Below are 20,578 nucleotides of genomic sequence, written 5' to 3' on the forward strand. Positions count from 1 at the left end.
GGCCTTACTTGATCGCGATGATGCGGTCGTAGTCCTGCTGGCGGTAGCCGTGGTCGGTGGGCTTGGTGTTCTTGAGCACGGCCTCGCGGAACGCGCCCTTGTCGACCGTGATCACGTTGTTGCCCTTCTTCTTGAACTCCTCCACCAGCCGGGTCTCGGAGGCGATGATCTCGCGGCCGGTCTTCTCGGCGGCTTCCTGCATCACGTCGTTGAACATCTTCTTCTCGTCGGCGCTGAGCTTGGCCCACAGCTGGCCCGAGACCACGGTGAGCAGCGAGTCGACGATGTGGCCGGTCAGCGAGATGTTCTTCTGCACTTCATAGAACTTCTTGGCCTCGATGGTGGGCAGCGGGTTCTCCTGCGCATCCACGGTGCCGCTTTGCAGCGCCAGGTAGACCTCGGCGAAGGCGATCGGCGTGGCATTGGCGCCCAGCGACTTGGGGAAGGCCAGGTAGGCGGGCGCGTCGGGCACGCGGATCTTCAGGCCCTTCATGTCTTCGGGCTTGCTCACCGGCTTGGCCGCGCTCGAGGTGACGTGGCGCGCGCCGTAGTAGTTGAGCGCCGTGATGTGGTTGCCGGTCTTGTCGTCGTAGCCCTTGGCGAGCTCCTTGAACACGTCGCTCCTGGCGTACTTCAGCTGGTGCTCCGCGTCGCGGAAGATGAACGGAAAGTAGGTGATCGCCAGCGGCTTGTAGCTGTTGCCCGCGAAGCTCGCGCCGGTCAGCACGATGTCGACCGTGCCCAGCGTCAGGCCCTGGTTGATGTCGGCTTCCTTGCCCAGGCTGGAGGCCGGGAACACCTGGATGTCGTACTTGCCGTTGCTGCGCTTCTTGATCTCCTCGGCCGCCCACACCGAGTACTTGTGGAAGGGCTCCGAGGTCTCGTAGACGTGCGCCCACTTGAGCTTGGTCTGCGCCGAGGCGGTGCCCGATACGCCCAGTGCGCCGGCCGCGAGGGCGCAGGCGGCCAGGGCCTTGAGGGCGGTGCGTTTGCTGTTCTTGCTGCTGCTGATCATGGGGTGTGTCTCCGTTGTAGTGAACTGGCAGGAAGGCTGGCGAGGAATCAGGCGGGCTTGGCGCGGCGCCAGCTCGCGCTGAAACGGTGGTGCGAGTTGTCCATGTGCGTGTGCATCGCGCTGCGCGCGGCGTCGGCGTCGCGCGCGGCAATGGCGTCGCGGATCGCCTCGTGCTCGGTGATGGCGGCGCGCCACGAGGTCACGGTCTCGAAGTAGCCGCCCAGCCGCGTGAAGATCGGGCCGCGGCGTGAATCCCAGAAGCCCTGCACCGTCTCGACCAGCACCACGTTGCCGCTGGCGCCGACGATGGCCAGGTGAAAGGCGCGGTCGCCGTCCAGCGGCATGACGTTGCGGTCGGCCATCTCGCGCATGGTGGCGATGGCGCGCGTCATCGCGTCCACGTCCTTGCGCTTGCCCGAGAGGGCGGCGATGGCGGCGGTCTCGCCCTCGATCACGCGGCGCGCGCGGATCAGCTCCAGCGGCCCCCACTCGGTGGGCGCCACCGGTGCGCTCGCGCGGTGCGAGCGGTCGAGCACGTACACGCCCGAGCCGGTGCGCACCTCGACCCAGCCCTCGACCTCCAGCGCGATGAGCGCCTCGCGCACCGAGGGCCGGCTCACGCCGAGCTGCTTGGCCAGGTCGCGCTCGGCGGGCAGGCGCGCGCCCACGTCGAATTCGCCCTTGGCGATCAGCCCCCGGAGCTGGTCGGCAATCTGGCGATAGAGGCGTTGGGGTTCGACGGTCTGGAGCGGCACGGGAGCAAGGTGTGGGTGCGGGCGAGGCGGTGGATCGGCTTAAGGGTTGTCCTGAATTGGACAAGTGGTAAGGCCAATTCAGAATACGGCGATTCACAGATGTCACCCATCGGGCCTAACCCGAACCCACCCCGCATCCGCAGAACACCCCAGGAGACACCGACCATGAGATTGAAGGGAAAGACCGTGCTCGTCACCGCCGCCGGCCAGGGCATCGGCCGCGCCAGCGTGCTGGCGCTCGCGGCCGAGGGCGCCCATGTGTGGGCCACCGACGTCAACGAGCAGCTGCTGTCGGCCTACGCCGGCGTGGCGAACGTCACGGCCCTGAAGCTCGACGTGCTCGACAAGGCCGCCATCGGCGCGGTCGTGGCGCAGCTGCCCACGCTCGACGTGCTGTTCAACTGCGCGGGCGTGGTGCACAACGGCACCATCGAGCAGGCCGGCGACGATGACCTCGACTTTGCCTTCCGCCTCAACGTGCGCGCCCAGATGTGGACCATCCAGGCCGTGCTGCCCGGCATGCTCGCGGCCGGGCGCGGCAGCATCATCAACATGGCCAGCGTGTGCTCCAGCATGAAGGGCCTGCCCAACCGCTTCGTCTACGGCACCACCAAGGCGGCCGTGCTCGGCCTCACCAAGAGCGTGGCGGCCGACTACGTGGCCCGCGGCATCCGCTGCAATGCCGTGTGCCCGGGCACGGTCGACACGCCCTCGCTGGGCGATCGCATCAACGCCAACGCCGACCCCGAGGCCGCGCGCAAGGCCTTCGTGGCGCGCCAGCCCATGGGCCGCCTCGCGCAGGCCGAGGAGATCGCGCCGGTGGTGGTGTTCCTGGCCAGCGACGAATCCATCTTCGCCACCGGCCAGTACTTCACGGTCGACGGCGGCATCACGATATGAACCGGCTCGATTTCGAAGGCCGCCACGCCGTGGTCACCGGCGGTGCCACGGGGCTGGGCTTGGGCATCGCGCAGCGGCTCGTCGCCTCGGGCGGCAGCGTCACGCTGTGGGACCGCGACGAGGCCGCCGCCGGGCGCGCGGCCGAAGCGCTGGGGGCCAAGGCCTTCGCGTTGAAGGTCGACGTGACGCAGCAGCCCTCGGTCGCGAAAGCCGTGGCGGCCACGCTCGCGCACGCGCCGCGCATCGATGCGCTGGTCAACAGCGCCGGCATCACCGGGCCCAACGTCAAGCTGTGGGACTACCCGGTGGACGACTGGCGCCAGGTGATGGAGGTCAACGTCAACGGCGTGTTCCTGTGTTGCCGCGAGGTGGTGGCGCAGATGCGCAGGCAGGGCACGAAGGGGGAGGGCCGCATCGTCAACATCGCCTCGGTGGCGGGCAAGGACGGCAACCCCAACGCCAGCGCGTACAGTGCGAGCAAGGCCGCCGTCATCGGGATCACCAAGTCGCTCGGCAAGGAGCTGGCCGACACCGGCATCCGCGTGAACTGCGTGACGCCCGCGGCGGTGAAGACCGCCATCTTCGACCAGATGAGCCCCGACCACATCGCCTTCATGCTCTCGAAGATTCCCATGGGCCGCTTCGGCACGGTGGAAGAAGTGGCGGCGATGGTCGGCTGGCTGTGCACCGACGATTGCTCCTTTTCCACCGGCGCCGTGTTCGACCTGTCGGGCGGCCGCTCCACCTACTGATTCACCATTCAATGTACTGAAAGGAACGCATGAAACTCGTCCGCTACGGCAACCCCGGCAAAGAAAAGCCCGGTCTCATCGACAACGAAGGCAAGCTGCGCGACCTGAGCGCCGTCATCAAGGACATCGGTCCCGACCAGCTCGGCGATGTCGCCCTGGCCAAGCTGCGCAAGACCAAGGTCGACAAGCTGCCGCTGGTCAAGGGCAAGCCACGCTTCGGCAGCCCGGTGGCCAACGTCGGCAAGTTCATCGCCATCGGCCTGAACTACGCCGACCACGCGGCCGAATCGGGCCTGCCGGTGCCCAAGGAACCCATCGTCTTCATGAAGGCCACCAGCTGCATCCAGGGCCCGAACGACCCGGTGATGCTGCCCAAGGGCTCGGTCAAGTCCGACTGGGAGGTCGAGCTCGGCGTGGTCATCGGCACGAAGGCGCGCTATGTGTCGCAAAAGAGCGCACTCGATTACGTGGCCGGCTACTGCACCATCAATGACGTGAGCGAGCGTGAATACCAGATCGAGCGCGGCGGCACCTGGGACAAGGGCAAGGGCTGCGACACCTTCGGCCCCATCGGCCCCTGGCTCGTCACGCGCGACGAGATCGAGAATCCGCAGAAGCTCGCGATGTGGCTCGACCTCAACGGCCAGCGCGTGCAGACCGGCAGCACCAAGACCATGATCTTCAGCGTGGCCAAGCTCGTGAGCTACGTGAGCCAATTCATGACGCTGATGCCCGGCGACGTGATCACCACCGGCACGCCGCCCGGCGTCGGCATGGGCATGAAGCCGCCGCTGTTCCTGAAGAAGGGCGACGTGATGACGCTGGGCATCGAAGGCCTGGGCGAACAGCGCCAGGAAGTGGTGCCCTTCAAGCTCTGAGCACGCGCACCAGCTCGTCGTACACCAGCCGCACGCGCGCCGGCACCGGCGCGCGCTGCGGGCGGTAGACGTGGATCGGCCAGGGCTCGGGCGCCTCGGCCGCCAGCACCTCCACCAGCGCACCCGACTGCAGCCACGGCTGCGCCAGCGGCCCGATGAGCTGGCCGAAGCCGATGCCCGCCAGCACCGCGGCGCATTCGGCGTCGATGTTGTCCGTCACGAACGCGGGCGACGACACGGTGAACACCCGCTTCTTGCTGAACGCCCACGGCCAGGGGCGGCCCGAGCTGTGGTCGATCAGCGCCGTCACCGGCAGCCCGGACAGCGCATCGACGGTGCGCGGCGCACCGACCCGCTCGATGAGTGCAGGTGATGCCACCACGCACAGCGACATCTTTCCCACACCCCGGGCCACGAAGCGCGCGTCGCGCATCGGGCCGACGCGCACGCCGAGGTCGATCTGCTGGTCGACCACGTCGGCATGCTGCTCCGACAGCCGCAGGTCGAGCACCAGCCCGGGGTGCTGCGCCAGCAGCGGCGCCAGCGCCTGCGGGATCAGCCGGGCGTACACATGCGGCGCCGTGACCCGCACCGTGCCCGTGTGCTGCGACAGCGCGCGCCGGTCGATGCGATGAAAGAGTTCGTCCACGCCGCCCACGGCCACGCGGGCGCGCTCGGCGAGCTGGCGCCCGAAATCGGTGAGCTGCACGCCGCGCGTGCTGCGGTGAAAGAGCGGCTCGCCCAGTTCTTCTTCGAGTTCGCGCACCGCGCGCGTCACCACCTGCGGCGACACCGACAGGCGCACGGCCGCCTCGCGGAAGTTGGCGGCATCGGCGGCGGTGAAGAACACGCGCAGGGCTTCGAGGCGGTTGGACATGGGGTGTTCCTTTTTGGGGAATTCTGAAGTCGCTAGAGTTTCATTTACTGGAACGCGTGGATTTTCCACACTGCATGCACTTCTTCAACACATCCCAAGGAAATTCCCATGACCTCCATTCAAGACAACATCCAGGGCAAGGTCGCCATCGTCACCGGTGCCAGCAGCGGCCTGGGCGAATCGACGGCGCGCCACCTGGCCGCGCGCGGCGCCAAGGTGGTGCTCGCGGCCCGCCGCACCGACCGGCTCGACCAGGTCGTCGCCGAGATCCGCCAGGCCGGCGGCGACGCCATCGCCGTGGCCACCGACGTGGCCCAGCGCGCCGACCTCGAAAAGCTCGCTGCCGCCACCGTCGAGGCCTTCGGCCGCATCGACGTGCTGGTCAACAACGCGGGCGTGATGCCGCTGTCGCCGCTGGACAAGCTCAAGGTCGACGAGTGGGACCGCACCATCGACGTCAACATCAAGGGCGTGCTCTACGGCATCGCCGCCGTGCTGCCGCGCATGCAGGCGCAGGGCCGCGGCCACATCGTCAACGTCGCGTCGATTGCCGGGCTGAAGGTGTTCACGCCCATCGGCACCGTCTACAGCGCCACCAAGCACGCGGTGCGGGCCATCTCCGAAGGCCTGCGCGTGGAGGTGGGCAACAGCGGCGTGCGCGTGACCATCGTGTCGCCCGGTGCCGTGGACTCGGAGCTGAAGTTCGGCAGCAGCGACGCCGAGAGCGCCGCCGGCGTGAAGGCCTTCTACGACGCCAACCAGATCCCCGCCGACTCGGTGGCGCGCGCCATCGTCTACGCGGTGGAACAGCCGGCCAACGTGGACATCAACGAGGTCGTGCTGCGGCCCGTGTCGCAGGAGTTCTGATCCCGCGGGGCAAGGGTGCGGCCCCCTGGCGGTCGCCCCTTGCTTTGGCTAACCTTCATTAACCTACCGCGGACCAAGGTCATTTGCGGTCAAAAGTGCAAAGCCCCTGCAAAATAGAACGACCGTTCGTTTTATTCGGAGCTTTCACGATGTCTGCCACCGCCGTTCCCGCCAAGCCGGCCCGCGCCGCCCCCAAAGGCCAGCAGACCAAGGCCATCATCGTCGACGCCGCGCTGGCGCTGGCCGCGCAGATCGGGCTCGAGGGCCTGTCGATCGGCGCCGTGGCCGAAATCACCAAGATGAGCAAGTCGGGCGTGTTCGCCCACTTCGGCTCGCGCGAGGAACTGCAGATTTCCGTGGTGCGCGAATACCACGCCCGCTTCGAGCAGGAGGTGTTCTTCCCCGCGCTCCAGGCGCCGCGCGGCCTGCCGCGCCTGCGCGCCATGTTCGCCAACTGGATGAAGCGCACCTCGACCGAAATCGACTCGGGCTGCATCTACATCAGCGGCGCTTCCGAGTTCGACGACCGTCCGGGCCCGGTGCGCGACGCGCTGGTCGAGTCGGTCAGCATCTGGCAGGCCGCCGTGCTGCGCGCCATCGTGCAGTCCAAGACCGAAGGCCACCTGCGCGCCGACGCCGACGAGCGCCAGGTCGGCTTCGAGATCCACGGCCTGATCCTCGCGCTGCACTACGAAGCCCGCTTCCTGCAGGTGCCCGGCTCCATCGGCCGCGCCAACGTCGGCTTCGACAACATCCTTGCGCGCGCCGCCACGCCGGACGCGCCGCCTGCCTCCAATGCCGCCGAGTCCGCGCCCGCTGCGCGCGGCACGCGCCGGCTCAAGACCGTGCGCTGAGCGCCACGGCTGCCCGTTTCGTTTTTCCGTTTTCGTTTTTTCCAATCTATCTAGCTTCGACCAGGAGAGTCCCGGATGCCTACCTACAACCCCCCCGTGCGTGACATGCAGTTCGTGCTGCACGAAGTGCTCAACGTCGCCGAGGAACTCAAGGCACTGCCGGCCCACGCCGAGACCGATGCCGACACCATCAACGCCGTGATCGAAGAGGCCGGCAAGTTCGCCGCCGAAGTCACCTTCCCGCTGAACATCAGCGGCGACGAAGAAGGCTGCGTGCTCGACAAGGCCACGCACGAAGTGAAGACGCCCACCGGCTTCAAGGACGCCTACGCCAAGTACGTCGAAGGCGGCTGGCCCGCGCTGTCGTGCGACCCGGCCTTCGGCGGCCAGGGCCTGCCGTTCGTGGTGAACCAGTGCCTGTTCGAAATGCTCAACAGCGCCAACCAGGCCTGGACCATGTACCCGGGCCTGTCGCACGGCGCCTACGAGGCACTGGCCGCGCACGGCACCGACGACCAGAAGAAGACCTACCTGCCCAAGCTCACCAGCGGCGAGTGGACCGGCACCATGTGCCTGACCGAACCCCATTGCGGCACCGACCTGGGCCTCTTGCGCACCAAGGCCGAGCCGCAGTCGGACGGCACCTACCGCATCACCGGCAGCAAGATCTTCATCTCGGCCGGCGAGCACGACATGACGAGCAACATCATTCACCTGGTGTTGGCCCGCCTGCCGGACGCGCCCAAGGGCAGCAAGGGCATCAGCCTGTTCGTGGTGCCCAAGTTCCACGTCAAGGCCGACGGTTCGCTGGGCGAGCGCAACCCGATCTTCTGCGCCGGCCTGGAGCACAAGATGGGCATCCACGGCAACGCCACCGCGCAGATCGTGATCGAAGGCGCCACCGGCACGCTGGTGGGCGAGCCCAACAAGGGCCTGGCCGCGATGTTCGTGATGATGAACGCCGCCCGCCTGGGCGTGGGCAACCAGTCGCTCGGCCTGACCGAAGTGGCTTATCAGAATGCACTGGCCTACGCCAAGGACCGCATCCAGATGCGCTCGCTGTCGGGCGTGAAGGCCAAGGACAAGGAAGCCGACCCCATCATCGTGCACCCCGACGTGCGCAAGATGCTGCTCACCGCCAAGGCGTATGCCGAAGGCGGCCGCGCGCTGCAGATCTTCTGCACGCTGCTGCTCGACAAGGAACACAACCACCCCGACGAGAAGGTGCGCAAGGACAGCGGCGAGCTGGTCGCGCTGCTCACGCCCATCGTCAAGGCTTTCATCACCGACAACGGCCACATCGCGACGAACTCGTGCATGCAGGTCTTCGGCGGCCACGGCTTCATCAAGGAATGGGGCATGGAACAGTTCGTGCGCGACAACCGCATCAACATGATCTATGAAGGCACCAACACCATCCAGTCGCTGGACCTGCTGGGCCGCAAGATCCTGGGCAACAACGGCGCCTCGCTGAAGAAGTTCGGCAAACTCGTCGCCAAGCTGGTGGAAGAAGAAGGCGTGAACGAGAAGATGGCCGAGTTCATCAACCCGATCGCGATGCTGGGCGACCAGCTCACCAAGTTCACGACCGAAATCGGCTTCAAGGGCTTCCAGAACCCCGACGAAGTGGGCGCTGCCGCCGTCGACTACCTGCGCGTGGCCGGCCACTTCGTGTTCGGCTACCTGTTCGCCCGCATGGCGCAAGTGGCCCTGCGCGAAATCGCCGCTGGCAACAACGATCCGTTCTACGTCGCCAAGCTGCAGACCGCACGCTTCTACTTCGCCAAGCTGTTCCCCGAGACCGTGATGCTGATGCGCACCGCGCGCACCGGCAGCAAGGTGTTGATGGACACCGACGCCGCACTCGCCTAAGCGACACACAGTCTTTCTTCATCGACCCACCGGGAGCCCGCTCATGAAAGCAACGCTTGCAGCCGTCTTGTTCACCGTCACCGCCGTCTCGGCCATGGCCCAGAGCACGCCGGTGGGCCTGTGGCGCAACGTCGACGACAAGACCGGCGAGGCCAAGGCCGAGATCCGCATCGCCGAAGCCAACGGCGCGCTGCTCGGGCGCATCGAGAAGTCGTTGAAGAAAGACACTAAGCCCGACGCCACCTGCGATGAATGCGCCGACGACCGCAAGGGCAAGCCCATCGCGGGCCTGGAGATCATCCGTGGCGGCAAGAAGGCCGAGGGCAAGGACGTCTGGGAAGGCGGGAAGATCCTCGACCCCGAGAACGGCAAGGAATACCGCGCGAGCTTCACGCCCATCGACGGCGGAAAAAAGCTCGAGGTTCGCGGCTACCTCGGCCCCTTCTGGCGCACCCAAACCTGGAACCGTGTGCAGTAACTCCGCGCACAACCTATCCAAGAAATACCAAGCAACATGTCCCGATTTCAAGTGAAGAAGGTCGCCGTGCTCGGCGCCGGCGTGATGGGCGCGCAGATTGCCGCCCACCTCGTCAACGTGCGCGTGCCTGTCGTGCTGTTCGACCTGGCCGCCAAGGAAGGCCCGAAGAACGGCATCGTCACGCGCGCCATCGACAACCTCAAGAAGCTCAAGCCCGCGCCGCTCGGTGACGTGGCCGATGCGGGCCTGATCGAGCAGGCCAACTACGAGGACGACCTCGCCAAGCTCGGCGAGTGCGACCTCATCATCGAGGCGATTGCCGAGCGCATGGACTGGAAGCTCGATCTGTACAAGAAGATCGCGCCGCACGTCGCCAAGCATTCGATCCTGGCCTCGAACACCTCGGGCCTGTCGATCACCAAGCTCAGCGAAGCATTGCCTGAAGCCCTGAAGCCGCGTTTCTGCGGCATTCACTTCTTCAACCCGCCGCGCTACATGTTCCTGGTGGAGCTGATCAACACGCCCACCACGCAGCCGCAGGTGCTCGACGACCTCGAGGCCTTCGTCACCAGCACGCTCGGCAAGGGCGTGGTGCGCGCGCACGACACGCCCAACTTCATCGCCAACCGCGTCGGCATCGCCGGCATGCTGGCCACGCTGAAGGAAGTCGAGAAGTTCGGCCTCACGCCCGACGTGGTGGACGACCTCACCGGCAAGAAGCTGGGCCGCGCGAGCTCGGGCACCTTCCGCACCGCCGACGTGGTGGGCCTGGACACCATGGCCCACGTCGTGAAGACGCTGCAGGACAACCTGAATGCCGAGACCGATCCGTTCTACGCCAACTTCGCGACGCCGCCGGTGCTCGCCAAGCTGCTGGAGCTGGGCAACCTGGGCCAGAAGACCAAGGCCGGCTTCTTCAAGAAGGCCGGCCGCGACATCCTGCGCTTCGACCTGAAGAGCGGCGACTACGTGCCCGCCGGCGCCAAGGCCGACGAGGTGTACGGCCGCATGCTCAAGAAGCCCGCGGGCGAGCGCCTGAAGCTGCTGCGCGAGAGCGAAGGACCGCAGGGCCAGTTCCTCTGGGCGATCCTGCGCGATGGTTTCCACTACGCCGCCGTGCACCTGGCCGACATCGCCGAGAGCGCGCGCGACATCGACTTCGCGATGCGCTGGGGCTTCGGCATGAAGCAGGGCCCGTTCGAGCTCTGGCAGGAAGCCGGCTGGGCGCAGGTCGCCAAGTGGGTGCAGGAAGACATCGACGCGGGCAAGGCACTGAGCACGGCGCCGCTGCCCAAGTGGGTCTTCGAAGGCCCGGTCGCGCAGGCCGGCGGCGTGCACACGCCCGAAGGCTCGTGGAGCGCGTCGCAGAACAAATTCGTGCCGCAGCGCAAGCTGCCCGTGCACGACCGCCAGCTGTTCCCCGAGAGCGTGCTCGGCGCGAACGCGGCCGATGCCAACACCGCCGGCACCACGATCAGCGACGAAGGTGATGTGCGCGTGTGGACGCTCGACGGTGAGGTGCTCATCGCGAGCATCCAGTCGAAGATGCACGCCATCAGCCCCGACGTGGCCGAGGCGCTGGGCGCCGCGGTCGACCTGGCCGAGGCCGAATACAAGGGCCTGGTGATCTGGTCGCCCGACGAGGTGTTCTCGGTCGGCGCCGACCTGCAGGCGATGCTGCCGGCCTTCGTGGTCGCGGGCATCGGCGCGGTCGAAGGCGCGGAAGAAGAGCTGCAGAACGTCATGCTCAAGATCCGCTACGCCAACGTGCCGGTGATCTCGGCCGTGCGAGGCATGGCACTGGGCGGCGGCTGCGAGCTGGCCATCCACTCGGCCAAGCGCGTCGTCGCAATGGAAAGCTACATCGGCCTGGTCGAAGTCGGCGTGGGCCTGATCCCCGGCGCGGGCGGCCTGACCTACATCGCTCGCCGCGCTGCGGAGAACGCATCGGCCTCGACGGGCACCGACCTGCTGCCGTTCCTCACCGAAGGCTTCACCGCCGCGGCGATGGCCAAGGTCGGCACCGGTGCGCTCGATTCGAAGAAGCTGGGCTACCTGCTCGACAGCGACGTGATCGTGCCGAACAAGGACGAGCTGCTGTACGTGGCGCTGCAGCAGGCCAAGGCCATGGCCGACGCCGGCTACCGCCCCCCGCTGCGCCGCACCTTCCGCGTGGCGGGCCGCAGCGGCGCCGCGACGATCAAGGGCCAGCTGGTGAACATGCGCGACGGCGGCTTCATCAGCGCGCACGACTTCCACATTGCCAGCCTGATCGCGAACGTGGTCACCGGCGGCGACGTGGACGCGGGCTCGCTCGTGACCGAGGAATACCTGATGACGCTGGAACGCAAGGCGTTCTGCTCGCTCATCGTGCACCCCAAGACGCAAGAGCGAATCATGGGCATGCTCAGCACCGGCAAGCCCGTGCGCAACTAAGGACAGATTTCATGAGCAAGCAAGTACAAGACGCCTACATCGTCTCCGCCACCCGCACGCCCATCGGCAAGTCGCACCGCGGCTACTTCCGCAACTACCGTCCCGACGACCTGCTCGCGACCACGCTGAAGGCTGCACTCGCGGCAGTTCCCGGCCTCGATCCGAAGGCCATCGAAGACATCATCTGCGGCTGTGCGATTCCCGAATCGCAGCAGGGCCTGAACGTCGCGCGCATCGGCGCGGTGCTGGCCGGCCTGCCGACCAGCATCGGTGGCATCACCGTGAACCGCTTCTGCGCCTCGGGCCTGTCGGCCGTGCAGATGGCGGCGGACCGCATCCGCGTCGGCGAGGCCGACGTGATGATCGCGGCCGGCGTCGAGAGCATGAGCATGGTGCCGATGATGGGCAACTCGCCCTCGCTGTCGCCCTCGATCTTCGAACGCGAAGGCGACGTGGGCATTGCCTACGGCATGGGCCTCACGGCCGAGAAGGTCGCGCAGCAGTGGAAGGTGAGCCGCGAGGCGCAGGACGCGTTCGCGCTGGCCTCGCACCAGAAGGCACTGGCCGCCCAGGCCGCCGGCAAGTTCGCCGACGAGATCACGCCGATCGAAGTGACCGACCGCACGCCGAACCTGGAAACCGGCGAGTCGATCGCCAAGACCCGCACCGTGAGCCTGGACGAAGGCGCGCGCCCCGACACCAGCATCGAGGGCCTGGCCAAGCTGCGCACCGTGTTCGCCGCGCGCGGCACGGTGACGGCCGGCAACAGCTCGCAGACCTCCGACGGCGCAGGCGCGCTGATCCTGGCGAGCGAAAAGGCCATCAAGCAGTACGGCCTCACGCCGCTCGCGCGCTTCGTGAGCTTCGCCAGCAAGGGCGTGCCGCCGCACATCATGGGCATCGGCCCGATCGAGGCGATTCCGGCTGCGCTGCGCTATGCGGGCCTGAAGCACGAAGACATCGACTGGTTCGAACTCAACGAAGCCTTCGCCGCGCAATCGCTCGCGGTGATGAACACGCTGGGGCTCGACCCGTCGAAGGTCAACCCGATGGGCGGCGCCATTGCACTGGGCCACCCGCTGGGCGCGACCGGCGCGATCCGCGCGGCCACCGTGGTGCACGCACTGCGTCGCGAGAAGCTGAAGTACGGCATGGTCACGATGTGCGTCGGGATGGGGCAGGGCGCAGCGGGCATTTTTGAACGCGTCTGATCCGTCCGACCCCGGGACGCCCTAGCAAGGGGCCGCAGAACGAAGGAGACCACGGAATGCAAGCCCTGCAACTGCCGGTCGACGCCGGCGCCCACGTGGCGGTGCGCCGCTACGACCCCGCCGGCGCACCGTGCGCCAGCATCGTCATCGGCGGTGCGATGGGCGTGCGCCAGTCGTTCTACGAGCCCTTCGCGCACTGGCTCGCGGGGCAGGGCCTGCGGGTCTGGACCTTCGACTACCGCGGCAGCGGCGACTCGCTCGGCGATGCGCCGCTGCGTGGTTTCCAGGCCGACCTGTTCGACTGGACGCGCGACTACGAAGCGGTGATCGACGCCGCCAAGGCCGCGCTGCCCGACGAACCGTTGTACCTGCTGGGCCACAGCCTCGGCGCGCAGCTGCCGGGCTTCCTGCAGCGGCCCGGGCAGGTCGACGGCCTCGTGAGCATCGCGGCCGGCAGTGGCTACTGGCGCGAGAACGCGCCGAAGCTGCGGCGCAGCATCCTGTATTTCTGGTTCGTGCTGGTGCCGCTGGCCACGCGCCTGTGGGGCTACTTTCCGGGCCGCAAGCTGAAGAAGGTCGGCGACCTGCCGCGCGGCGTGATCCTGCAATGGCGCCGCTGGTGCCTGAACCCGCGCTACAGCGTGGGCGCCGAGGGTGAGCCCGCGCTGCAAAGCTATGCGCGCGTGCGCTTCCCGGTGCTCGCGCTCTCGATGACCGACGACGAACTCATGACGCATGCCGGCACGCGCAGCCTCGTGAGTTTTTATGCAGGCGCGCCGAGCGCGGTGGAGCGCATCGCGCCGGCCGACGTGCAGGCGCGGCGCATCGGCCACTTCGGCTTCTTCCGCGAGCAGTTCAGCCAGAGCCTGTGGCCGAGCACGCTCGACAAGCTGCACCGACTCGCCGCGCTGACCGCGCCTGCGGCAGTGCAGCACGCCAACGTCCCGCACACGACTGCGTGAGGTCATCCTCCGAAGGCACACTGGCGATCACCATGAGCAGCACGACCCCACACCCCCTCGACAAAGCCCTGGCCCTGCACCACAGCGACATCCGCGTGGGGCACTTCACGGGCACCACGAGTCCCGACTACTGGAACATGGTCGGCCCGTTCGGCGGCACCACCGCGGCGCTGGCGCTGCAGGCGGTGCTCCAGCACCCCGACCTGCTCGGCACGCCCATCGCGCTGACCGTCAACTACGCGGCCGCGCTCGGCGAGGGCGCGTTCGACATCCAGGCCACCGCCGTGCGCACCAACCGCTCGACGCAGCACTGGACGGTGACGATCACGCAGCCCGGCGCCGACGGCACGGCGAACATGACGACCACCGCCACCGTGGTCACGGCCGCGCGCCGCGACACGTGGAGCCAGGCCGACCTCACCATGCCCGAGGCGCCGAAGCCCGAAGCGGTCGATCGCATCCGCATCGGCCCGTCGGGCGTGGCCTGGCTCGAGCAGTACGAGATGCGTCCCTTCAGCGGCGGCATTCCCGCCAAGTGGGATGGCAGCCTGCAGCACAGCGAAACGCGCCTGTGGGTGCGCGACGCGCAGGCGCGCCCGCTCGACTTCGCCTCGCTCGCCGCGTTGAGCGACGTGTTCTACCCGCGCGTGTGGCTGCGCCGCGCCACGCACGTGCCCGCGGGCACGGTGTCGATCACCACCTACTTCCATGTGGGCGCCGCCGAGCTGGCCGAGGTCGGCACGGGCTACCTGCTGGGCTGCGCGGCGGGGCAGCAGTTCTTCAACGGCTTCTTCGACCAGGAGGCGCAGCTGTGGAGCGAGAAGGGCGCGTTGCTCGCCACCTCGAACCAGATCGTCTACTACAAGGAATGACGCGATGACGCTCACCAAGGCCGCTCTCATCGTCGGCGCGGGCGACGCCACTGGCGGCGCCATCGCCCGCCGTTTCGCACGCGAAGGCTACGCCACCTGCGTCACGCGGCGCAGCCTCGACAAGCTGCAGCCGCTGGTGGCGCAGATCGAGGCCGACGGCGGCCGGGCCCACGCCTTCGCCTGCGATGCACGCAAGGAAGAAGAAGTGGTGGCGCTCATCGAGCAGATCGAATCGACCGTCGGGCCGATCGAGGTGATGGTGTTCAACATCGGCGCGAACGTGCCCGAGAGCATCCTCACCGAAACCGCGCGCAAGTACTTCAAGGTGTGGGAGATGGCCTGCTTCTCGGGCTTCCTCAACGGCCGCGAAGTGGCCAAGCGCATGGTGGCGCGCGAGATGCCCGCAGGCGGCCACCGCGGCACGATCATCTTCACGGGCGCGACGGCCTCGCTGCGAGGCGCCGCCAATTTCGGTGCCTTCTCGGGCGCCAAGATGGCCCTGCGCGCGTTGGCGCAGTCGATGGCGCGCGAGCTGGGGCCGCAGGGCATCCACGTCGCGCACGTCGTGGTCGACGGCGCCATCGACACCGAGTTCATCCGCAGCAACTTCCCCGAGCGCTATGCGCTCAAGGACAGCGACGGCATCCTGAACCCGGACCACATCGCCGACAGCTACTGGATGCTGCACGCGCAGCCGCGCGATGCGTGGACGCACGAGCTGGACCTGCGCCCCTGGTCCGAGAAGTTCTGACCGGCGCCGCGCTACGCATCGCATCGCGGCGCACAGCCCCAAGGAGACGACACCCATGACGAAATCCGTCGCGTTCTATTTCGACGTCGGCAGCCCCGCCGCCTACCTGGCCGCCACGCAGCTGCCGCACGTGTGCGCCGACACCGGCGCCGAGCTGGTCTGGAAGCCCATGCTGCTGGGCGGCGTGTTCCAGGCCACGGGCAACCATTCGCCCGCCGAGATCAAGGCCAAGGGCCCGTACCTCACGACCGACCTGCAGCGCTTCGCGAAGCGCTACGGCGTGCCCTTCGTGCACAACCCGCACTTCCCGATCAACACGCTGCTGCTGATGCGCGGCGCCACCGGCGTGCAGATGAAGATGCCCGAACGCTTCGGTGCCTACATCGACGCGGTGTTCCATGCGATGTGGGTCGAGCCGAAGAACCTGAACGATCCCGCGACCGTCGGCGCCGTCTTGCAAAATGCAGGCTTCGACGCCGCGGGCCTGCTCGCGCTGGCCGGCGCGCAGGAAGTGAAAGACCGCCTCAAGGCGGTCACGCAGGAGGCGGTGGAGCGCGGCGTGTTCGGCGCCCCCACCATGTTCGTCGGCGACCAGATGTTCTGGGGCCAGGACCGCCTCGATTTCGTCCGCGAAGCCATCGACGCTTGAGCGCGTCGCCCCCCGTTTTACCTACCCAAGGATCTTTCCATGAGCGACATCCTCGTCCACACCGAAGCCGGCGTGATGACCATCACCTTCAACCGCGTCGACAAGAAGAACTCGATCACCAGCAGCATGTACGCCGCGCTGGCCGACGCGCTCGCCACGGCCGAGAGCGAAGCGGCCGTGCGCTGCGTGCTGATCCAGGGCGACCCGACGATCTTCAGCGCCGGCAACGACATCGGCGACTTCCTCAACGCGCCGCCCGCCAACACCGAATCGCCGGTGTTCCGCTTCCTGCGCGGCATCGCCACCTTCCCCAAGCCCATCGTCGCCGCCGTGTGCGGCCCGGCCGTGGGCATCGGCACCACGATGCTGTTCCACTGCGACCTCGTCTACGCGGGCGACAACGCGGCCTTCTCGATGCCCTTCGTCAACCTGGGCCTGTGCCCCGAGGCCGCGTCGAGCCTGCTGGTGCCGCAGATGCTGGGCTACCACCGCGCCGCCGAAGCCCTGCTGCTGGGCGAGCCCTTCATGGCCGAGGCCGCGCTCGAAGTGGGCCTGGTCAACCGCGTGGTGCCGCCGACCGAAGCCAATGGCATCGCCCAGACGCAGGCGCGCAAGCTCGCGGCCAAGCCGCTGAGCGCGCTGATCGAGACCAAGCGCCTGCTGAAGAAGGCGCAGATGCCCGCCGTGCTCGAGCGCATGGGCGAAGAAGGTGCGAGCTTCGGTCGCATGCTGCGCGAGCCCGCTGCCAAGGAAGCCTTCGGTGCTTTCATGGAGAAGCGCAAGCCCGATTTCTCGAAGGTCTAAGCCTTCCGTGGACTTGCCTGCGGACGGTGCCTGCGTACACTGTTCCTCGTGCCTGCTCCAGACATCAACCTGCCCACAACGCCCGCCACGCGGGCGATGCGTGCTACTGAAAAAGTAGCATTCGGGCTGACGCGCCGGCATGCTTTGGGCTTACTCGCGGGCACGCTCGCGGCGCCCTCGCTGGTGCTGGCACGCGTGCGGCCGTTGCGCATCGGGGTCATCGGCTCATGGTCGGGGCCCTATGCGGGCGGCGGGCGCCAGTTCGACGCCGGCATGGCGGTCTGGCTGGCCGACCACAAGCAGCAGATCGCGGGCCGGCCGGTCGAGCTGCTGCGCCGCGACGTGCCCGGCAGCGCGCCCGAGCAGGCGCGGCGCCAGGCGCAGGACCTCATCGAGAGCGAGCGCGTCGACCTGCTCACGGGGCTGGACTTCAGCTCCAACGCCTACGCCGTCGGCACCGTCGCCACGCAGGCGCGCGTGCCGACCGTGATCATGAACGCTGCCTCCTCGGGCATCCCCGGGCGCTCGCCGTTCATGGTGCGGGTGTCGTTCACCATCGCGCAGGTCACGGCGCCGCTGGCGCGCTGGGCGCTGCAGCAGGGGCTGCGCGACGTGTGCACCGTGGTGGCCGACTACGCCTCGGGCGTGGACGCCGAGAGCGCCTTCGTCTCCGGCATCACCGCGGGCGGCGGGCGCGTGGGCGCGATGCTGCGCGTGCCGCTGAACACACTCGACTACTCGGCCTACATGCTGCGCCTGCGCGAGCTCAAGCCGCAGGCCGTGTTCTTCTTTTTGCCCTCGGGACAGATGCCGGCCATCTTCCTGAAGTTCTGGCGCGACCGCGGCATGGCCGACACCGGCATCCGCCTGCTCGCCACGGGCGACGCCACCGACGACCACTACCTGGACGGCATCGGCGAACTGGCCGAGGGGCTGGTCACCAGCCACCACTATTCCTTCGCCCACGAGTCGCCGGCCAACCGGCGCTTCGCGGGCGCCTTCGAGGCCGAGTACGGCAGCCATCTGCGCCCGGGCTACTTCGCCGTGGCGGCGCACGACGGGCTCGCGGCCATCGACGCCGCGCTGAGCGCGCCGGGCGCGCGCGGCGGCAAGGCGGGCGCCGAGCGGCTGGTGGATGCGTTCCGCGGCCTGCGGCTGGACAGCCCGCGCGGGCCGGTCGAGATCGACGCCCACACGCGCGACGTGGTGCAGTCGGTCTACATCCGCCGCGTGGAGCGGCGCGACGCGCGCTGGATCAACCGCGAGTTCGAGTGCTTCGAGCGCGTGCGCGACGCCGGCATGGGCGTCGCCTGAAGGCGGCTCAGGCCGCCGGCTGTTCGATGGGGCGGGGGCGGCCGTTGTCGTCGATGGCCACGTAGGTGAAGGTGGCCTGCGTCACCTTGATGTACTCGCCCTGCGCCCGGAAGCGCTCGGCGAACACCTCGACCGTCACCGTGATGGAGGTGCGGCCCACGCGCACCAGCTTCGAATAGAACGAGAGGATGTCGCCCAGCCGCACCGGCTGCTTGAAGATGAACTCGTTGACCGCCACGGTGGCCTGGCGGCCCTTGGCGTAGCGCGCCGGGATCACCGAGCCGGCCAGGTCGCACTGCGCCATGACCCAGCCGCCGAAGATGTCGCCGTTGGCGTTGCAGTCGGCCGGCATCGGGATGACCTTGAGCACCAGCTCCATGTCGGTGGGCAGGCTCTTGAGGGTGGCGGCGGCGGCCGCTGCGGCGGAAGCGGCACTGGAAGGGGAGGACATGGGCACAATCTGAAGCAACAACAACACCCACGATTGTCCCCCATGCGCCGAAGCGGCGAAGCCCTTTCCTCCTCTCCCCATGCGCCCGGCGGCCATCCGCCCGCGCGCTCCGACCGTTCCGACTGGGCGACCCTGCGCCGCCTGTTTCCCTATCTCTGGCAGTACAAATGGCGCGTGATGGCCGCGCTGGCTTTCATGGTGGGCGCCAAGGTGGCCAACGTGGGCGTGCCGGTGTTGCTGAAGAACCTCATCGACACGATGACGCCCAAGCCCGACATGGCGCAGGCGCTGCTCATCGTGCCGATCGGGCTGCTGCTGGCCTACGGGTTGCTGCGCTTTTCCACGGCGCTCTTCGGCGAGCTGCGCGAGCTGATCTTCGCCAAGGCCACCGAGGGCACGGCGCGGCAGATCGCGCTGGAGGTGTTCGGCCACCTGCACTCGCTGAGCCTGCGCTTTCACCTGGAGCGCCAGACCGGCGGCATGACGCGCGACATCGAGCGCGGCACGCGCGGCGTGCATTCGCTCATTTCGATGTCGCTGTACAGCATCGTGCCGACCATCATCGAGCTGGCGCTGGTGCTCACCATATTGGGCGTGAAGTTCGATGCGCTGTTCGTGTGGATCACCGGCGTGGCGCTGGTGCTGTACATCACCTTCACCGTGACGGTGACCGAGTGGCGCACGCAGTTCCGCAAGACCATGAACGAGCTCGACTCGATGGCGCAAAGCCGCGCGGTCGATTCGCTGCTGAACTACGAGACCGTCAAGTACTTCAACAACGAAGACTTCGAGGCCAAGCGCTACGACGCCAGCCTCGACCGCTACCGCAAGGCCGCCATCAAGAGCCAGCGCACGCTGAGCATGCTCAACACCGGCCAGCAGCTGCTGATCGCCGTGAGCCTGGTGCTGATGCTGTGGCGCGCCACCTCGGGCGTGGTCGAAGGGCGCATGACGCTGGGCGACCTGGTGATGGTCAACGCCTTCATGATCCAGCTCTACATTCCGCTCAACTTTTTGGGCGTGATCTACCGCGAGATCAAGCAGAGCCTGACCGACCTGGACAAGATGTTCGTGCTGATGGAGAAGGAGCGCGAGGTGCGCGATGCGCCCGGTGCGCAGCCGCTGGCGGGCGTCGACTCGACCATCCGCTTCGAGGACGTGAGCTTCGCCTACGAGCCCGATCGCCCGATCCTCAAGCACGTGAGCTTCGAGATTCCTTCCGGCAAGACGGTGGCCGTGGTCGGCCCCTCGGGCTCGGGCAAGTCGACGCTCGCGCGGCTCCTGTACCGCTTCTACGACGTGCAGCAGGGCCGCATCACCATCGGCGGCGAAGACATCCGCGCCGTGCAGCAGTCCAGCGTGCGCCGCGCCATCGGCATCGTGCCGCAGGACACGGTGCTGTTCAACGACACGGTCGAATACAACATCGCCTACGGCCGCCCCGGCGCCACGCGCGAAGAGGTCGAAGGGGCGGCGCGCGCTGCGCGCATCCACGACTTCATCTCGGCCACGCCCAAGGGCTACGAGACGACGGTGGGCGAGCGCGGCCTGAAACTCTCGGGCGGCGAGAAGCAGCGCGTGGCCATCGCGCGCACGCTGCTGAAGAACCCGCCGATCGTGATCTTCGACGAGGCGACCTCGGCGCTCGACTCGGCCAACGAACGCGCGATCCAGTCCGAGCTGCGCAGCGCCGCGCAGGGCAAGACCACGCTGGTCATCGCGCACCGCCTCTCGACCGTGGTCGAGGCGCACGAGATCCTGGTGCTCGAATCGGGCGTGATCGTCGAGCGCGGCACGCATGCCGATCTGCTGGCCCAGCAGGGACGCTACGCCCAGATGTGGGCTTTGCAGAAGAGCGAAGCAGTGCCGATGCTCTAGCC

The 20,578-nt window shown here is 67.8% G+C and carries 20 protein-coding genes; 16 read left to right on the forward strand and 4 right to left on the reverse strand.

Annotation, left to right across the window (positions count from 1 at the left end):
* Positions 1-4 precede the first annotated feature (4 nt).
* Both AC1RAA_RS22355 and AC1RAA_RS22360 read right to left on the reverse strand, forming a co-directional pair.
* Entirely contained in the window at positions 5-1,015 is a 1,011-nt protein-coding gene (locus AC1RAA_RS22355) for a sialic acid TRAP transporter substrate-binding protein SiaP (protein WP_492731695.1), read from the reverse strand.
* A gap of 47 nt (positions 1,016-1,062) precedes the next feature.
* Complete coding sequence (locus AC1RAA_RS22360) at positions 1,063-1,770, reverse strand: FadR/GntR family transcriptional regulator (RefSeq protein ID WP_062471117.1); 708 nt, start codon at positions 1,768-1,770, stop codon at positions 1,063-1,065.
* Between the two features lie 165 nt (positions 1,771-1,935).
* Here AC1RAA_RS22360 and AC1RAA_RS22365 point away from each other — a divergent pair, with 165 nt between their 5' ends.
* The 3 genes from AC1RAA_RS22365 to AC1RAA_RS22375 are packed head-to-tail and all read left to right on the forward strand — an operon-like array spanning position 1,936 to position 4,300.
* The gene (locus tag AC1RAA_RS22365; protein ID WP_062471114.1) at positions 1,936-2,670 is read left to right on the forward strand and encodes an SDR family oxidoreductase; all 735 of its coding nucleotides are present in this window, start codon (positions 1,936-1,938) and stop codon (positions 2,668-2,670) included.
* Positions 2,667-3,422, forward strand: coding sequence for an SDR family NAD(P)-dependent oxidoreductase (locus AC1RAA_RS22370; RefSeq protein ID WP_492731697.1), 756 nt, complete (start codon positions 2,667-2,669; stop codon positions 3,420-3,422). Before AC1RAA_RS22365 ends, AC1RAA_RS22370 begins: the two co-directional genes overlap by 4 nt.
* Before the next feature lie 29 nt (positions 3,423-3,451).
* Positions 3,452-4,300, forward strand: coding sequence for a fumarylacetoacetate hydrolase family protein (locus AC1RAA_RS22375; RefSeq protein WP_492731699.1), 849 nt, complete (start codon positions 3,452-3,454; stop codon positions 4,298-4,300).
* Here AC1RAA_RS22375 and AC1RAA_RS22380 read toward each other — a convergent pair.
* Positions 4,290-5,177 (reverse strand): LysR family transcriptional regulator, encoded by an 888-nt coding sequence (locus tag AC1RAA_RS22380; RefSeq protein WP_159278638.1) that lies wholly within the window; start codon positions 5,175-5,177, stop codon positions 4,290-4,292. The two genes, AC1RAA_RS22375 and AC1RAA_RS22380, sit on opposite strands and share 11 nt — an antisense overlap.
* A gap of 108 nt (positions 5,178-5,285) precedes the next feature.
* Between AC1RAA_RS22380 and AC1RAA_RS22385 the strand changes: the two genes are divergently transcribed.
* From AC1RAA_RS22385 to AC1RAA_RS22440, 12 genes are all read left to right on the forward strand, one after another.
* Positions 5,286-6,044 carry an SDR family oxidoreductase gene (locus AC1RAA_RS22385; protein WP_492731701.1) on the forward strand — a complete coding sequence of 253 codons (759 nt, stop codon included), beginning with the start codon at positions 5,286-5,288 and terminating at the stop codon, positions 6,042-6,044.
* Positions 6,045-6,193: 149 nt separating this feature from the next.
* Positions 6,194-6,898, forward strand: a complete 705-nt coding sequence (locus AC1RAA_RS22390; protein ID WP_070060219.1) for a TetR/AcrR family transcriptional regulator — start codon at positions 6,194-6,196, stop codon at positions 6,896-6,898.
* Positions 6,899-6,973: 75 nt separating this feature from the next.
* The gene (locus AC1RAA_RS22395; RefSeq protein WP_492731703.1) at positions 6,974-8,770 is read left to right on the forward strand and encodes an acyl-CoA dehydrogenase C-terminal domain-containing protein; all 1,797 of its coding nucleotides are present in this window, start codon (positions 6,974-6,976) and stop codon (positions 8,768-8,770) included.
* A gap of 43 nt (positions 8,771-8,813) precedes the next feature.
* The gene (locus AC1RAA_RS22400) at positions 8,814-9,248 is read left to right on the forward strand and encodes a DUF2147 domain-containing protein (RefSeq protein WP_492731705.1); all 435 of its coding nucleotides are present in this window, start codon (positions 8,814-8,816) and stop codon (positions 9,246-9,248) included.
* Positions 9,249-9,284: 36 nt separating this feature from the next.
* Positions 9,285-11,684, forward strand: a complete 2,400-nt coding sequence (locus AC1RAA_RS22405; RefSeq protein ID WP_492731707.1) for a 3-hydroxyacyl-CoA dehydrogenase/enoyl-CoA hydratase family protein — start codon at positions 9,285-9,287, stop codon at positions 11,682-11,684.
* An 11-nt stretch (positions 11,685-11,695) separates the two neighbouring features.
* Positions 11,696-12,895, forward strand: coding sequence for an acetyl-CoA C-acyltransferase (locus tag AC1RAA_RS22410; RefSeq protein WP_062471086.1), 1,200 nt, complete (start codon positions 11,696-11,698; stop codon positions 12,893-12,895).
* A 56-nt stretch (positions 12,896-12,951) separates the two neighbouring features.
* The gene (locus AC1RAA_RS22415) at positions 12,952-13,857 is read left to right on the forward strand and encodes an alpha/beta hydrolase family protein (RefSeq protein WP_492731709.1); all 906 of its coding nucleotides are present in this window, start codon (positions 12,952-12,954) and stop codon (positions 13,855-13,857) included.
* A 32-nt stretch (positions 13,858-13,889) separates the two neighbouring features.
* Positions 13,890-14,729 (forward strand): acyl-CoA thioesterase, encoded by an 840-nt coding sequence (locus AC1RAA_RS22420; protein ID WP_492731711.1) that lies wholly within the window; start codon positions 13,890-13,892, stop codon positions 14,727-14,729.
* A gap of 4 nt (positions 14,730-14,733) precedes the next feature.
* The gene (locus AC1RAA_RS22425) at positions 14,734-15,480 is read left to right on the forward strand and encodes an SDR family oxidoreductase (protein ID WP_354346766.1); all 747 of its coding nucleotides are present in this window, start codon (positions 14,734-14,736) and stop codon (positions 15,478-15,480) included.
* Positions 15,481-15,535: 55 nt separating this feature from the next.
* Positions 15,536-16,129, forward strand: a complete 594-nt coding sequence (locus tag AC1RAA_RS22430; protein ID WP_070060211.1) for a 2-hydroxychromene-2-carboxylate isomerase — start codon at positions 15,536-15,538, stop codon at positions 16,127-16,129.
* 39 nt (positions 16,130-16,168) lie between these two features.
* Positions 16,169-16,933 carry an enoyl-CoA hydratase gene (locus tag AC1RAA_RS22435; RefSeq protein ID WP_307582871.1) on the forward strand — a complete coding sequence of 255 codons (765 nt, stop codon included), beginning with the start codon at positions 16,169-16,171 and terminating at the stop codon, positions 16,931-16,933.
* Positions 16,934-17,128: 195 nt separating this feature from the next.
* On the forward strand, positions 17,129-18,247 hold the full coding sequence (locus AC1RAA_RS22440; RefSeq protein ID WP_492731880.1) for an ABC transporter substrate-binding protein: 1,119 nt from the start codon (positions 17,129-17,131) through the stop codon (positions 18,245-18,247).
* Between the two features lie 7 nt (positions 18,248-18,254).
* Here the strand turns inward: AC1RAA_RS22440 and AC1RAA_RS22445 are convergent, their stop codons facing one another.
* Positions 18,255-18,698 carry an acyl-CoA thioesterase gene (locus AC1RAA_RS22445; RefSeq protein ID WP_070060209.1) on the reverse strand — a complete coding sequence of 148 codons (444 nt, stop codon included), beginning with the start codon at positions 18,696-18,698 and terminating at the stop codon, positions 18,255-18,257.
* 42 nt (positions 18,699-18,740) lie between these two features.
* Between AC1RAA_RS22445 and AC1RAA_RS22450 the strand changes: the two genes are divergently transcribed.
* Complete coding sequence (locus tag AC1RAA_RS22450; RefSeq protein WP_492679098.1) at positions 18,741-20,576, forward strand: ABCB family ABC transporter ATP-binding protein/permease; 1,836 nt, start codon at positions 18,741-18,743, stop codon at positions 20,574-20,576.
* Positions 20,577-20,578 lie beyond the last annotated feature (2 nt).

The organism is Variovorax sp. GW823-FHT04F07, assembly GCF_058795995.1.

Bases quoted from the DNA above. Each gene is read 5' to 3' on its own strand.
- AC1RAA_RS22425 (WP_354346766.1), top strand. From the start codon at position 14,734: ATGACGCTCACCAAGGCCGCTCTCATCGTCGGCGCGGGCGACGCCACT.
- AC1RAA_RS22385 (WP_492731701.1), top strand. From the start codon at position 5,286: ATGACCTCCATTCAAGACAACATCCAGGGCAAGGTCGCCATCGTCACC.
- AC1RAA_RS22355 (WP_492731695.1), bottom strand. From the start codon at position 1,015: ATGATCAGCAGCAGCAAGAACAGCAAACGCACCGCCCTCAAGGCCCTG.
- AC1RAA_RS22400 (WP_492731705.1), top strand. From the start codon at position 8,814: ATGAAAGCAACGCTTGCAGCCGTCTTGTTCACCGTCACCGCCGTCTCG.
- AC1RAA_RS22365 (WP_062471114.1), top strand. From the start codon at position 1,936: ATGAGATTGAAGGGAAAGACCGTGCTCGTCACCGCCGCCGGCCAGGGC.
- AC1RAA_RS22375 (WP_492731699.1), top strand. From the start codon at position 3,452: ATGAAACTCGTCCGCTACGGCAACCCCGGCAAAGAAAAGCCCGGTCTC.
- AC1RAA_RS22380 (WP_159278638.1), bottom strand. From the start codon at position 5,177: ATGTCCAACCGCCTCGAAGCCCTGCGCGTGTTCTTCACCGCCGCCGAT.
- AC1RAA_RS22370 (WP_492731697.1), top strand. From the start codon at position 2,667: ATGAACCGGCTCGATTTCGAAGGCCGCCACGCCGTGGTCACCGGCGGT.
- AC1RAA_RS22430 (WP_070060211.1), top strand. From the start codon at position 15,536: ATGACGAAATCCGTCGCGTTCTATTTCGACGTCGGCAGCCCCGCCGCC.
- AC1RAA_RS22390 (WP_070060219.1), top strand. From the start codon at position 6,194: ATGTCTGCCACCGCCGTTCCCGCCAAGCCGGCCCGCGCCGCCCCCAAA.
- AC1RAA_RS22445 (WP_070060209.1), bottom strand. From the start codon at position 18,698: ATGTCCTCCCCTTCCAGTGCCGCTTCCGCCGCAGCGGCCGCCGCCGCC.
- AC1RAA_RS22420 (WP_492731711.1), top strand. From the start codon at position 13,890: ATGAGCAGCACGACCCCACACCCCCTCGACAAAGCCCTGGCCCTGCAC.
- AC1RAA_RS22435 (WP_307582871.1), top strand. From the start codon at position 16,169: ATGAGCGACATCCTCGTCCACACCGAAGCCGGCGTGATGACCATCACC.
- AC1RAA_RS22410 (WP_062471086.1), top strand. From the start codon at position 11,696: ATGAGCAAGCAAGTACAAGACGCCTACATCGTCTCCGCCACCCGCACG.
- AC1RAA_RS22450 (WP_492679098.1), top strand. From the start codon at position 18,741: ATGCGCCGAAGCGGCGAAGCCCTTTCCTCCTCTCCCCATGCGCCCGGC.
- AC1RAA_RS22415 (WP_492731709.1), top strand. From the start codon at position 12,952: ATGCAAGCCCTGCAACTGCCGGTCGACGCCGGCGCCCACGTGGCGGTG.
- AC1RAA_RS22405 (WP_492731707.1), top strand. From the start codon at position 9,285: ATGTCCCGATTTCAAGTGAAGAAGGTCGCCGTGCTCGGCGCCGGCGTG.
- AC1RAA_RS22395 (WP_492731703.1), top strand. From the start codon at position 6,974: ATGCCTACCTACAACCCCCCCGTGCGTGACATGCAGTTCGTGCTGCAC.